General features: G+C 69.5%; 9 protein-coding genes and 1 pseudogene. 7 read left to right on the plus strand and 3 right to left on the minus strand.

Translation table 11 applies throughout. The annotated features are described in order from the left end of the window. The first annotated feature begins 119 nt into the window (after positions 1 to 119). The 3 genes and pseudogenes from FFS72_RS01870 to FFS72_RS01880 all read left to right on the plus strand — a co-directional run. Positions 120 to 1,133 carry an AraC family transcriptional regulator gene (locus FFS72_RS01870; protein ID WP_171018512.1) on the plus strand — a complete coding sequence of 338 codons (1,014 nt, stop codon included), beginning with the start codon at positions 120 to 122 and terminating at the stop codon, positions 1,131 to 1,133. A gap of 188 nt (positions 1,134 to 1,321) precedes the next feature. Further along, positions 1,322 to 2,122 (plus strand): IclR family transcriptional regulator, encoded by an 801-nt coding sequence (locus FFS72_RS01875; protein WP_137872335.1) that lies wholly within the window; start codon positions 1,322 to 1,324, stop codon positions 2,120 to 2,122. 100 nt (positions 2,123 to 2,222) lie between these two features. Continuing rightward, positions 2,223 to 5,564 (plus strand): annotated as a pseudogene (locus FFS72_RS01880) (NAD-glutamate dehydrogenase); the annotation flags it as partial. Between the two features lie 49 nt (positions 5,565 to 5,613). On the opposite strand, the gene hutC reads toward FFS72_RS01880, so the two are convergent. Further along, positions 5,614 to 6,387 carry a histidine utilization transcriptional repressor HutC gene (gene hutC, locus FFS72_RS01885; protein ID WP_050065926.1) on the minus strand — a complete coding sequence of 258 codons (774 nt, stop codon included), beginning with the start codon at positions 6,385 to 6,387 and terminating at the stop codon, positions 5,614 to 5,616. A 177-nt stretch (positions 6,388 to 6,564) separates the two neighbouring features. On the opposite strand from hutC, the gene hutU reads away from it, so the two are divergent. The 4 genes from hutU to FFS72_RS01905 all read left to right on the plus strand — a co-directional run bounded on the left by hutU (position 6,565) and on the right by FFS72_RS01905 (position 11,259). Further along, entirely contained in the window at positions 6,565 to 8,235 is a 1,671-nt protein-coding gene (hutU, locus tag FFS72_RS01890; RefSeq protein WP_137872337.1) for a urocanate hydratase, read from the plus strand. A 2-nt stretch (positions 8,236 to 8,237) separates the two neighbouring features. After that, positions 8,238 to 9,434 carry an imidazolonepropionase gene (gene hutI, locus FFS72_RS01895; RefSeq protein ID WP_249353073.1) on the plus strand — a complete coding sequence of 399 codons (1,197 nt, stop codon included), beginning with the start codon at positions 8,238 to 8,240 and terminating at the stop codon, positions 9,432 to 9,434. Beyond that, a complete protein-coding gene (gene hutG / locus FFS72_RS01900) occupies positions 9,431 to 10,384 on the plus strand; it encodes a formimidoylglutamase (RefSeq protein WP_137872338.1) in 954 nt (317 codons plus the stop codon). Before hutI ends, hutG begins: the two co-directional genes overlap by 4 nt. 182 nt (positions 10,385 to 10,566) lie before the next feature. Beyond that, complete coding sequence (locus FFS72_RS01905; protein WP_137872339.1) at positions 10,567 to 11,259, plus strand: hypothetical protein; 693 nt, start codon at positions 10,567 to 10,569, stop codon at positions 11,257 to 11,259. Between the two features lie 101 nt (positions 11,260 to 11,360). On the opposite strand, the gene FFS72_RS01910 is transcribed toward FFS72_RS01905, so the two are convergent. Beyond that, entirely contained in the window at positions 11,361 to 11,870 is a 510-nt protein-coding gene (locus FFS72_RS01910) for a HutD family protein (RefSeq protein ID WP_171018513.1), read from the minus strand. A gap of 100 nt (positions 11,871 to 11,970) precedes the next feature. Then, the gene (gene hutH / locus FFS72_RS01915; protein WP_137872446.1) at positions 11,971 to 13,518 is read right to left on the minus strand and encodes a histidine ammonia-lyase; all 1,548 of its coding nucleotides are present in this window, start codon (positions 13,516 to 13,518) and stop codon (positions 11,971 to 11,973) included. Between the last annotated feature and the right edge of the window lie 53 nt (positions 13,519 to 13,571).

Genomic DNA, 13,571 nt, shown 5'->3' on the forward strand with positions numbered 1-13,571 from the left:
AAGCGACCGCGTGGACCGGTTCGACAACTGCGGTGACACAGGTCACGCTATACGCATTGAGACGGAAACACTTGTCTCATTGGGACGCATGCTTTGGCATCTTGGGACAGGAGCGATCGATGACGGCGGCGAAGGTACGGAGTTCGGCACTGACCGGGTACGTCGAGCTGACCCAGTCTCTCGGCTCGGCCCCGGATCCGTTCATGCGTGCCGCCGGGATCGACCCGACCTCCTTGGCCATGCCGAACACCTGGCTCCCCGCGGAGCGCGTCGACGAGCTGCTGGAGCGGACCGCTCTGGCAACGTCCTGCACGAACTTCGCAGTCAAGATGGCGGACGGGAGGGGGGTGTCGATACTCGGAGCAGTCGGTTTGGCCGCCCGGGAGGAGCCCGACGTCCGCAGCGCGATCGCGCTGATACTGCGTCACATGCGGGTACACAACGAGGCGATTCGAATTCTGCTCGTCGAGTTGAACGGGCTTGCCTCACTACGAATCGAGCCCGCACCCGGAATGACACTCGGTCGCCAATCCATCGAACTGGTCGTCGCGTCGTTGGCCCGGATACTCAGTGCGTTCCTCCCGGAGGGCTGGCGACCACTGTCCACGTGCTTCGTCCACGAGGAGCCGGCCACACTCGATGCCCATCACCGCGCGTTCGGGCCGGGCATCGCATTCGAACAGGACTTCAACGGTTTCGTGCTCTACTCGAGCGATCTGGACTCCGTCAACCCGCTGTCGGACCCGATGTTCCAGCCCTACGCAAGGCAGTACCTGGACATGCTCGCACCGCCAGAGGATGCCTCGACCGTCGGACGTGTGCGAGAGATGATCGAGGCCCTCCTCCCGGGCGGAAACTGCACCGCGGCCCGGATCGCACGCAGTCTCGGGATGGACCGGCGAACCCTGCACAGACACCTGTCACAGGCGGGCGAGAACTACACGTCCGTATTCGATTCCGTGCGTGCAGATCTCGCGCGACGTTACGTCGCGCGCGGGGACAGGAACCTCACCGACATCGCAGGCGAACTCGGCTTCTCGGATCTGAGTTCCTTCTCCCGCTGGTTCCGTCGACAGTTCGGCACGAGCCCAACGAAGTGGGCGGCACACCAGCACGACGTCAAGCCGGTCTGAGAAGCGGGATTCGGATACCGCGGTTTCGTTGTCGTCCGTGTCGTTCGACGACTGCCGGTCCGGAACGCCTTTGTCTCGGGTCGGACAGTGGCAAGGACTCGAATGGTCGACGAAGGAGGTGGTAGCTCGCAGGCCTGGCTCGGGCCGAGCTCGGTGATGATCGCGCACGGGCTGGCAGAATCGGCAGCGTGGTCAGGCCAGCGAGTTCCAGCGCATCGCCGGCGGTCGGTCGCGCCCTCGACATCCTGGTGCGACTCGCGCAGCGCCCGGGTCCGGTGCAGGCGGCTGCGCTCGCCCGCGACCTGGATCTACCGCGTTCGTCGGTGTACCACATTCTGTCAGTGCTGGTGGAGCGCGGCTTCGTGGTGTACGTGCCGGGTGAGCAGGCCTACGGACTCGGGGTGACATCGTTCGAGATCGGCTCGGCATACCTGCGCCACGAGCCGCTCGAGCGCCTCGCGCAACCGATCCTGCACCGGCTGGCCATGCAGCTCGGGCAGGCCGTGCACCTGGGGATCCTGCACGGCAACGAAACCGTCTACCTGCTCAAGGAACGCCCCACCTCCGGCCCGGCGGCCGAGGTCTCGCTGATCACCGACATCGGCGTCCGGCTGCCGGCGCACCTGACCGCCAACGGCCGCGCCATCCTTGCCGCCCTGCCCGACGCCCAGGTCAAGGCGTTGTACTCCCGGCGCGGCGACTTCATCACGCGCACCGGGCTCGGTCCGCGGACGCTGACCGAACTGCGCCGCACCCTCGCGGAGGCCCAGTCGCGCGGCTGGGCCGAGGAGGTGGACGTGGTGACGACGGGCCTGCGGTCGGTGGGCACCGCGGTCTTCGACCACAACGGCCGGCCGATCGCGGCACTGAGCACCACCTGGCGCAAACAGTTGGCCTACCCCGAGCCGGATGCCGTCGGACAGATCCTGCTGGGCGGCGCGGAGCGCCTGACCTCCCACATCTCGGGCCACGCCCCCACCCCTCACTGAGTGGGCAAACACCAGAATTTCGATCCTTGTGAGGCAGTTCACAGAGTTGTATAGTCCTGTATATACAACTGCCGCCGCATGAGGAGAGCCGACGATGACGCAGGCCTGGGACGACGACTTCCGCGACCGGATGGCGGATCCGGTATTGGCGAAGTCCTACATCGCATCCCTGCCGGAGGCGTACAAACACGACTTCGACCCCGCACGCGGCGCCGCGGACGTCACCCGGGTCGAGGCGCTGCGGACCGACTCGTTCGAGGTTGCCCTGCACCCGCCGACGGGCGCGGCACGGGGCCAGCTGCGCCTCACGCTCTACATCGACGGAGAAGCAGTCTCCCTCAGCCGCATCCTCCCCGTGATCCAGTCCCTCGGCGTCGAGGTGCTCGACGAGCGCCCCTATCCGATGGCCGACTCGGCGGGCAGTGAGTGCTGGATCTACGACTTCGGCCTCGCCCTCGACGTCGCCCCCGCTCCGTCCGACACCGGCATGGCAGCCCGTTTCACCGAGGCCTTCGCCGCCGCGTGGCGTGGCGACGCCGAGGTCGACACGTTCAACCACCTGGTCCTGCGCGCGGGGCTGACCTGGCGGCAGGCGTCGATGCTGCGGGCGTACGCAAAATATCTGCGCCAGGCCGGGTTTCCGTACAGCCAGGTGCGGATCGCGGAGGTCCTGTCCGCGCACCCCGAGTCGGCGCGGCTGCTGGTCGAACTGTTCGAGGCCCGCTTCGACCCGGCGGCACACGACGAGGCCCGTCAGAACGAGTTGGCCGGCCGCCTGGACGACGCGCTCGGCAGCGTGGTCAGCCTCGACGAGGATCGCATCCTGCGGGCCTTCACGACCCTCGTCCGAAACACCCTGCGCACCAACTATTTCACCCACGGCAGCGCCTCACCGTTGCTCTCGTTCAAGTTCGATCCGCAGGGGATCGACGAACTCCCCCACCCCCGACCACGATTCGAGATCTACGTCTGCTCGCCGCGCGTCGAAGGCGTCCACCTGCGGTTCGGCAGCGTGGCCCGCGGCGGCCTCCGATGGTCGGACCGCAAGGAGGACTTCCGTACCGAGGTACTCGGACTGGTGAAGGCGCAGGCGGTGAAGAACGCGGTCATCGTGCCGGTCGGAGCCAAGGGCGGGTTCGTCGTGAAGCAACCGCCCGTACCGACGGGTGTCGACGCGACCGACCGCGAGGCGCACCTGGCCGAGGGCATCGCGTGCTACCGGCAGTTCATCGCCGGCCTGCTCGACGTCACCGACAACATCGACCCGGCCACCGGCTCGGTCGTTCCCGCCCCGGACGTCGTCCGCCACGACGCGGACGACACCTACCTCGTCGTCGCCGCGGACAAGGGCACCGCCACCTTCTCCGACATCGCGAACGAGGTCGCCGACGAATACGGCTTCTGGCTCGGCGACGCGTTCGCCTCCGGGGGTTCGGTCGGCTACGACCACAAGGCGATGGGCATCACCGCGCGCGGCGCATGGGAGAGCGTCCAGCGTCACTTCCGTGAGATGGGCCGCGACACCCAGAGCGAGGACTTCACGGTCGTCGGCGTCGGCGACATGAGCGGCGACGTGTTCGGCAACGGCATGCTGCTCAGCGAGCACATTCGGCTGGTCGCCGCGTTCGACCACCGTCACATCTTCCTCGACCCCGCGCCGGACGCGACGACGTCGTTCGCCGAACGCGGTCGACTGTTCGGCCTGCCCCGCTCGTCATGGGCGGACTACACCCCCGGGCTGATCAGTCCCGGCGGCGGGGTGTGGGCGCGTTCGGTGAAGTCGGTTCCGATCAGCCCGGAGGTGCGGGGCGCGCTCGGTCTCGCCGACGAAGTCACCGTGCTCGCGCCCGCCGACCTGATCGGCGCGATCCTGCGCGCCCCGGTCGACCTGGTGTGGAACGGCGGCGTCGGCACCTACGTCAAGGCGTCGACCGAATCCCACGCCGAGGTCGGAGACAAGGCCAACGACGGGGTCCGGGTCGACGCGTGCGACCTGCGGGCCCGCGTCGTCGCGGAGGGTGGGAACCTGGGGCTGACACCGGTGGGCCGGATCGAGTTCGCCCGCGCCGGCGGCCGCATCAACACCGACGCGTTGGACAACTCGGCAGGCGTCGACTGCTCCGACCGCGAGGTCAACATCAAGATCCTGCTCGCAGGCATGGTCGCCTCCGGCCACCTCGCCGCCGGTGAGCGGGACGCGCTGATGCGCTCGATGACCGACGAGGTCAGCCGACTCGTCCTGGCGGACAACCGCTCCCAGAACCGGATCCTCGGAGTGAGCAGGTCCACTGCCCCCGCGATGCTCGGCGTGCACGCCCGGATGATCGCCGAACTGGAGAACGACCGCGGCCTGGTGCGCGCGCTCGAGGCGTTGCCCGACAAGCGCGAACTCTCCCGGCGCGCGCAGGACGGCCTTGGGCTGACCTCTCCGGAACTGGCCACCCTCATGGCGCACGTCAAGCTCGCCGTCAAGGACGAGCTGCTGGCAGGTGACCTCCCGGACGACCCGGCGTTGCACGACCGCCTGCGCGCGTACTTCCCCGACGCCCTGTGGCAACGATTCGGCGACCATCTCGACTCGCACCGACTGCGCCGCGAGATCGTCGCGACGATGCTGACGAACGACGTGATCGACCACGGCGGACTCACTTTCGCGTTCCGCCTGGCCGAGGACTCGGCGGCGATCGGATCCGATGCCGTGCGCGCCCATGTCGTCGCGGCCCGGATCTTCGACCTGAACCGACTGTGGGCGGACATCGCCGAGAGTGGGCTGCCGACCGACGTCACCGACGCCCTGGTGGTCGACACCCAGCGGGTGCTGGACCGGGCCTCGCGCTGGCTGCTGGCCAACCGACCGCAGCCCCTCGACATCGGCACCGAAGTCGACCGATTCGCGCCACGGCTCGCCCGGCACGCACACCTGGTCCCGGAGTGGCTTCGCGGACAGGAGCTTGCCGATCTGCACGCACGGATCGCCGTGTCGGTCGAGGCTGGCGTCCCGCACGATCTCGCGGCCCGCGTTCACCTGCTGCTCGACCAGTTCGGCCTGCTCGACATCATCGAGGTGGCCGACGTCAGCGGCCGCGAGGTGCCGGAGGTCGCGGAGCTGTACTACGCACTGAGCCAACATCTCGGCGCCGTGCATCTGCTGCAGTCGGTGTCGAGGCTGGCCTACGACAACCGATGGAACTCCCTCGCCCGCCTCGCGATGCGGGACGAGCTCTACGGCTCCCTGCGTGCGCTGTGCCTGGACCTCCTCGGAAACCCCTCGAGCGCAGGAGAATCCGCTGCCGACATGATCGATCGATGGGAGGAGCGGAACTCCACTCGCATCCTGCGGGCACGATCGACCCTCGACGCGATCTTCGAGAACTCCGCCGTCGACGTCGCGGCCATGTCCGTTGCCGTGCGCCAGATCCGGAGTCTGGTCGGCAGCGTCTGAGCCGATCGCGGTCGGGCCGACCGATCGTCGGTCCCCTACCGGCCCGGGGTCACTGCGTCTCGAACGTGCCCTCGAGCCGGTAGCGGGAGCCGGGGTGCACCAGTCGCGCGGTGCTCACCAGCCGGCCCTCGGACCAGGTGCGCCGGTGGATCAGCAGACACGGCTCGGCCTCGCCGATCCCCAGGAGCCGGCACTCGTCCGCGGTCGCGAGCACCGACTCGACCACGTGCTCACCCCGGCCGAGCGGCGCAACCGACATCAGGTAGTTGTTGGGTGTCTGAGCGGTGAAGTCCTGGTCGAGATACTCGGGCGCGATCTCCGGACTGACGTGCCGGTCCTCGACCTGGATCGCCAGGTCGTCCTCGAAATGCACCACCCGCGAATGGAACACCGGGCTCCCCTCCGGCACGCCCAACTGGTGCGCGATGATCGCCTCGGCCGGCTCGGCGCGGAGGAAGTCCACCTCGCTGCGATGCCGGTGTCCCCTGTGCGTGACCTCATCGGCGATGTTGCGCACCTCGAAAAGCGCCGAGCTGACCTTTCTTTCGGCGACGAACGTGCCGACACCCATGAGCCGTACGACCAGTCCGTCCGCGCTCAGTTCGCGCAACGCCCGGTTGACGGTCATCCGAGACAACCCGAGGCTGTTGACGAGCTGATTCTCCGACGGCAGCTGATCACCCTCCGGCCACCGGCCCGACACGATCTGCTCCGCGATGAGATTCTTGACCCGTTGATAGGCGGGCGCGGACTCGTGCCCGCGGGCCCGATACAGCGACGCCACGTCGGACTCGTCGATCGCCACGCTGGTCACCGTCCACATCCCGCCCGTTCGTGGGCATCTCGTTTCCGCCCAGTCTATCGGCCCGCCGCTCGTCGCCGGATCGGGCTCGCCCAACGGCATCGTGTCTCGTATCCGAGAATTCAGGCCGGAGGCACTGTTCCGCGACTGACCGAGCGGGTGTCATGGGGGTCACACAACCTCGTCAGGAGACTCGAGATGACCAACCACTCCCCCACTGGAGCCCGGCCCGTGCGGGCACCGCGCGGCCCCGAGCTGACCTGCCTCGGCTGGCAGCAGGAGGGCGCCCTGCGCATGCTGATGAACAACCTCGACCCCGAGGTTGCCGAGCGCCCCGACGACCTGGTGGTCTACGGCGGGACCGGCCGCGCCACGCGCAGCTGGGAGGCCTACGACGCCATCGTCCGCACACTGCAGACGCTGAAGTCCGACGAGACGATGCTCGTGCAGTCCGGCAAGCCCGTCGGCGTCTTCCGCACCAACGAATGGGCGCCGCGGGTCCTGCTCGCAAACTCCAACCTGGTCGGCGACTGGGCGAACTGGGAGCACTTCCGCAAGCTCGAGGCCGAGGGCCTGATGATGTACGGCCAGATGACGGCCGGCTCCTGGATCTACATCGGCAGCCAGGGCATCCTGCAGGGCACCTACGAGACCTTCGGCGCGGTGGCGCGCAAGAGGTTCGGCGGTACCCTCGCCGGGACCATCACCCTCACCGCGGGTGTCGGCGGCATGGGCGGGGCCCAGCCGCTGGCGGTCACCATGAACGACGGTGTCGCGATCTGCGTCGACGTCGACGTCACCCGCATCGACCGCCGGATCGCGCACGGCTACCTCGACACCAAGGCCGAGAGCCTCGAGGCCGCCTTGGCACTGGCCGTCGAGAAGCGCGATGCCCGCGAGCCGCTGTCCATCGGTGTGGTCGGCAACGCCGCGGAGATCTTCCCGCAGCTGCTGGCGATGGGCGCCCCGATCGACATCGTCACCGACCAGACCTCCGCGCACGATCCGCTGTCCTACCTGCCGATCGGGATCGCGGTCGAGGACTGGCACGCGATGGCCGAGAAGGACCCCGAGCACTTCACCCTCGAGGCCCAGAAGTCGATGGCCGCGCACGTCGAGGCGATGGTCGGGTTCATGGACGCGGGCGCGGAGGTCTTCGACTACGGCAACTCGATCCGCGACGAGGCCAGGAAGGGCGGCTACGACCGGGCGTTCGCGTTCCCCGGGTTCGTTCCCGCCTACATCCGTCCGCTCTTCGAGGAGGGCCTCGGCCCGTTCCGCTGGGCCGCCCTCTCCGGCGACCCCAAGGACATCGAGGCCACCGACAAGGCGATCCTCGAGCTCTTCCCCGAGAACGAACATCTCAAGCGCTGGATCACCATGGCGGGCGAGAAGGTTCACTTCGAGGGCCTGCCCGCCCGCATCTGCTGGCTCGGGTACGGCGAACGCCACAAGGCGGGCATGAAGTTCAACGAGATGGTCGCCTCCGGGGAACTGTCCGCGCCGCTCGCCATCGGCCGCGACCACCTCGACTCCGGATCGGTCGCCTCGCCGTACCGGGAGACCGAGGCCATGGCCGACGGTTCCGACGCCGTCGCCGACTGGCCGCTGCTCAACGCCCTGGTCAACACCGCCTCCGGCGCGTCCTGGGTGTCCATCCACCACGGCGGCGGCGTCGGCATGGGCCGGTCCATCCACGCCGGTCAGGTGTGCATCGCGGACGGCAGCGAGATGGCCGCACAGAAGCTCGAGCGAGTTCTCACCAACGACCCGGGCATGGGCGTCATCCGGCACGCCGACGCCGGGTACGAGCACGCGACACAGGTCGCGGCCGAGCGCGGCGTTCGCATCCCGATGCGGGAGGCGTAACCGTGTACGACGCACCCGGGCAGGACGGCCGGTGGACGGTCATCGACAACATCGGCACCCTCGTCACCAATGATCCCGAGGTCGGCGCCGGCCCGCTCGGCCTGATCCACGACGCCGCGGTGGTCCTGGGAGACGGGCTCGTCCAGTGGGTGGGCCCCCGTTCCCGGATCCCGGAGGGCAGTGCCGGGTCGCGGTACGACCTGCGTGGCCGGGCCGCCCTGCCCGGGTTCGTCGACAGCCACGCCCACCTCGTGTTCGGCGGCGAACGGGCCGAGGAGTTCGCGGCCCGGATGACCGGTGCCCCGTACGCAGCCGGCGGCATCCGCACCACCATCGCCGCCACGCGGGCCGCCTCGGACGCCGAACTGGGCGCGAACGTGGCACGGCTCGTCGCCGAGTCGCTGCACTCGGGCACCACCACGATCGAGACGAAATCCGGCTACGGGCAGTCGGTCCCCGACGAGTTGCGCAGCCTCGAGGTCGCCGCCGCGCACACCGCGGAGACGACCCTACTCGCCGCGCACGTCACGCCGCCGGAGTTCACCGGTCGCAGCGACGACTACGTGCGGATGGTGGTCGAGGAAATGATCCCCAAGTGTGCGCCGCACGCGAAGTGGATCGACGTGTTCTGCGAGGAGGGCGCGTTCGACGCCGACCAGTCGCGGGCCGTCCTCGAGGCAGGCATCGCCGCCGGGCTCACCCCGCGGGTGCACGGCAACCAGCTCAGCTACGGCGCCGGCGTCCAATTGGCGGTCGAGCTGAACGCCGCGTCCGTCGACCACGTCACCTACACCACCGACGCCGACGTCGAGGCGCTGGCGGCGAGCGACACCGTCGCCACGCTGCTGCCCGGTGCCGACTTCTCCACGCGCAACAAGTATCCCGACGCCCGCGCCCTGCTCGATGCCGGCGCCACCGTCGCGCTGGCTGCGGACTGCAATCCAGGGACCTGCTACACCACCAGCATCCCGTTCTGCATCGCGCTGGCGGTGCGCGAGATGCACATGAGCCCCGACGAGGCCGTGTGGGCGGCCACCGCGGGCGGCGCAGCGGCGTTGCAGCGCAACGACATCGGGCACATCCGGGTCGGCGCGCGGGCTGACCTGATCGCACTGGACGCACCGTCCCACCTGCACCTGGCCTACCGGCCCGGAGTGGCGCTGGTGCGCGAGGTCTGGAAGGACGGATACCGACGATGAGCAGGGTGGACCTCGCTCCCACGGCCTGGTCGGGACGCGACGACGGCCCCGGCGACGAACACCTTCGCTGGCACGGCGCCGTCGCACCGCTCGAGGGCCGAACCGATTCCGGTGCAGGCGTTCTCATCGGGTTGCGCAGCGACGAGGGCGTGCGGCGCAACAAGGGACGCACGGGTGCCGCCGCGGGCCCGGCAGCGCTGCGTGCCGCGCTTGCGTCAATGTCGCTCGCCGCCCCGGTGCGGCTGTTCGACGCGGGCGACGTCGAGGTCGCCGACGAGGATCTCGAAGGTGGCCAGGCCAGACTCGGCTCGGCCGTCACCGGCCTGCTCGACGCCGGGAGCCTCGTCACCGTCCTCGGCGGCGGACACGAGGTGGCGTACGGCAGCTACCTCGGCATCTCGAACTCGGCGGCCGTCGCCTCGGGTGCGCGGCTCGGTGTACTGAACCTCGACGCACACTTCGACCTGCGGAGCGACGCGCGGCCGAGCTCCGGGACTCCGTTCCGGCAGATGGCCGACCGCGAAACCGCGCTGGGACGGGCCCTCGACTATGCGGTGCTGGGTATCTCGCAACCCAGCAACACTGCGGCGCTGTTCGCGACGGCAGCCGAACTGGGCGTGCGCCATCTCCTCGACGACGACTGTGCGAACCCCGCTGCCGTGGAGTCGTTCATCGACGAGTTCCTCGGCGGCGTCGACCTCGTCTACCTGACGATCGACCTCGACGTACTGCCTGCCGCGGTCGCGCCCGGGGTCAGCGCCCCGGCCGCCTTCGGGGTGCCGCTCGAGGTGATCCAGCGGGTCTGCGACCAGGTGGCGACCAGCGGCAAGCTGGCGCTGCTCGACGTCGCGGAGCTGAACCCGGCCCTCGACGTGGACAACCGCACCGCGCGTACCGCGGCGCGGCTGATCCACCGGATCGTCACCACCGCGATCGATCATCGGGCTTAGCCCGATCCCCCACCGTCCCCGGCTCGACGTGCGCACCACACCGCCGCGTCGAGTCGGGGATTTTCAGCTGGTCGGCGCGGGGGACCCCGTACCGGGGCAGTAGTCGAGGTCGTGCGCAGGTTCATCGCCCGCCGGGACTCTGAAGCGGGACTCTGCCGGGCTGAGCGGGCTAGATTCCGGGTATGGGCAAGCGGGAGTCGACCGCAGCCGGTGAGTTGGCACGCCGGCTGCAGCGGATCGTGGCCGCGCCGGGCTCGGACACCGAGGTCGCGGACCGGATGCTGCGGGAGTCGGGCCTGTCCCTCCACGGCACCGTCGTCCAGCTCATCCGCAGTGCCCTCGACCATCTGGACCTGGCGGGCCGGGACCGCGACCCGCACGAGTTCGCGCACTCGACCCTGGTCCGCTCCGCCATCACGAGCGCGGCCACTGCGCTGTGGATCATGGCCGGTCCGATTGACGAACAGTGCTATCGCACACTGCAGTTCGGCTACCGCGACCAGGTCTATCGCCGTCAGTACCTGGAGACGAGCCGGGGCCGATCACGCGACCGCACCGCCTCCGACTCGCGACGCGCGGCGCTGTTGGCCGCCGCCCGGACGCTTCGGCCCGGCCTGAGCGAGCGCCGCTTCCACACCATCGACTCGGACAGCTTCATCGTGGCCCAGGCCGGCCTGCTGATGCCGCCGGACGCGCTCGGTGGCACCGACCCGGCGGTGGAGGTGCCCGCCCAATGGAACCTGCTCAGTGCCTACGCGCACGGCCGGAACTGGGTGACCATCGAACCCGGCGACCGGATGGACAGCGTTGAGGTCGCCCTGGCGGTGGCGGAGGCGGCGGTGGCCCGACTCGAACGGCGCAGCATCGTGCGGTGACGCGTGTCGCGAACTTGCCGGGCGAATGCGAGAAGCTGCATACAGCAGTCGCTGCGGTTGCTGCGGCCCATTCGGGATGGAGCGGGATCCCGCTGCGGCGCCTACATGTTCGCGGTGTGCCTGTCTGAGCGCGAGAGCGAGATGATCGCCCAGCTGCCTGGTCCTACCGGCGGCATCAACTCGCCGGGCGGCACGATCAGGGCGTCTTCGGTTGCGAGGTCGAGACAGATTCGGACCGAACCGGAACGGCCGGAAATCTCCGACGACCCGATCTCCACCGTCATGTCGGCCGCACCCCGCCTGGTCATGACGTTGAGGGCCCGCGTGCGACTCGACGCCCGCGACGTGGGCGCCCACTCCCCCGGGAACGCGAATATCTGCAGCGGCTCGATCACGTGTCGCACGACGGAGACCGCATCAAGACCGTCCGGCGGTGCGGAGAAGGGCGGACCGGTCAGCTCGAGAGCGACCGATCCGATCGGGATGATCAATCGGTCGTAGCCCGCGATCACCGAGAATGTCGACTCGAGCGGTTCTTCGGCGATGCTCACGCGCCAGTCGCCGGTCTCCGCAACCACCTGAGTGGTGCCCTGACCGTTCAGCCAGGGCACCACCGTGCGGTCGGACGCCGTGGTACGGAACGACGTTGTCCCGTAGCCAGTTTCACAAATTGTCCGATTTTTCATGTCGATGTGCGGCGTGCGGCGTGAATCAGCCCAGCTTGCCGATGACGGCCTCGGCGCTCTCGAGCAGCGCACCGGAGGCGGCCAGCTGCACCGCGGCCTCGATCTCCGGCGCAAGGTAGCGGTCCGTGCCCGGCCCCTGAACCTGCTCACGGATCTTGTCGCGCACGGCGGCCGTCGCGGGCGACGGCTCGAGCGGGGCACGCAGGTCCAGGCCACGTGCGGCGGTGAGCGCCTCGATGGCGAGCACGCGGGTCAGCCCGTCGACGGCCCGCCGCAGCTTGTGGGCGCCGGACCAGCCCATCGAGACGTGGTCCTCCTGCATGGCCGAGGAGGGGATCGAGTCCACGCTCGCGGGCGCGGCGAGGCGCTTGAGCTCGGAGACGATCGCGGCCTGGGTGTACTGGGCGATCATGTGCCCGCTGTCCACTCCCGGGTCGTCCGCGAGGAACGGCGGCAGGCCGTGGTTGCGCGCCTTGTCGAGGAACCGGTCGGTGCGGCGTTCGCTCATGCTCGCGACGTCCGCGACGACGATCGCGAGGAAGTCCAGCACGTACGCCACCGGCGCCCCGTGGAAGTTGCCGTTGGACTCGACTCGGCCGTCGAGGGTCACCACCGGGTTGTCGACGGCGCTGGCCAGCTCGTACGACGCGATGCGCTCGGCGTGGGCGAGGGTGTCGCGGGCGCCGCCGGCGACCTGCGGGGCGCAGCGCAGCGAGTAGGCGTCCTGCACCACGGTGCAGTCGGGGGTGGCGTGGCTGGCGACGATTCCGGAGCCGGCGAGCACCCGGCTCATGTTGGCGGCCGCGACCGCCTGACCGGGCTGCGGGCGCAGCGCCTGCAGGTCCGCCGCGAACACCTTGTCGGTGCCCATCAGTCCCTCGACGCTCATCGCCGCGGTGACATCGGTCAGCGACAGCAGCTTGCGCAGGTCGTGGCAGGCCAGCACCAGCATGCCCAGCATGCCGTCGGTGCCGTTGATGAGGGCCAGGCCCTCCTTCTCCTTGAGCTCGACCGGCTCGATCCCGGCCGCGGCCAGCGCCTCGGCGGCGGGCATGAGCTCGCCGTCCGCGTCCCGCACGGTGCCCTCACCGATCACGGCCATCGCCACGTGCGCGAGCGGCGCGAGGTCGCCCGAGCAGCCGAGGCTGCCGTACTCGTGCACGACCGGGGTGATGCCCGCCGACAGCAGCGACGCGTAGACCTGGGCCACCTCCGGACGAACGCCGGTCCGGCCGGTCGCCAGCGTGGACAGCCGCAGCAGCATCAGCGCCCGCACGACCTCGCGCTCGACCTCGGGACCGGACCCGGCGGCATGCGACCGGATCAGGCTCCGCTGCAGCTGCGCCCGCAGCTCCAGCGGGATGTGCCGGGTGGCCAGCGCACCGAAACCGGTCGACACTCCGTATACCGGCTTCGGGTCCTCGGCGAGTGCCTGGATGCGGGCGCGGCTGGCCCCGATCGCCGAGACCGCCTCTTCGGACAGGCGCACCGGCGCGCCATAGCGGGCGACGCGCACCACCTCCTCGGGGCTCACGGCGCCGATCCCGACCACGACGGGTTCCAGCTTGTCCATGGTGCGCATCTCCGTGTGCGAGAGGGTGTTCGTGCTCATGATTGTTCTCCGTT

Origin of the sequence: Rhodococcus sp. Q (genome assembly GCF_005503035.1) — a bacterium.
In the GTDB taxonomy this organism is placed as follows: Bacteria; Actinomycetota; Actinomycetes; order Mycobacteriales; family Mycobacteriaceae; genus Rhodococcus_G.

Bases quoted from the DNA above. Each gene is read 5' to 3' on its own strand.
- hutG (WP_137872338.1), top strand. From the start codon at position 9,431: ATGAGCAGGGTGGACCTCGCTCCCACGGCCTGGTCGGGACGCGACGAC.
- hutU (WP_137872337.1), top strand. From the start codon at position 6,565: ATGACCAACCACTCCCCCACTGGAGCCCGGCCCGTGCGGGCACCGCGC.
- FFS72_RS01905 (WP_137872339.1), top strand. From the start codon at position 10,567: ATGGGCAAGCGGGAGTCGACCGCAGCCGGTGAGTTGGCACGCCGGCTG.
- hutC (WP_050065926.1), bottom strand. From the start codon at position 6,387: ATGTGGACGGTGACCAGCGTGGCGATCGACGAGTCCGACGTGGCGTCG.
- FFS72_RS01870 (WP_171018512.1), top strand. From the start codon at position 120: ATGACGGCGGCGAAGGTACGGAGTTCGGCACTGACCGGGTACGTCGAG.
- hutH (WP_137872446.1), bottom strand. From the start codon at position 13,518: ATGGACAAGCTGGAACCCGTCGTGGTCGGGATCGGCGCCGTGAGCCCC.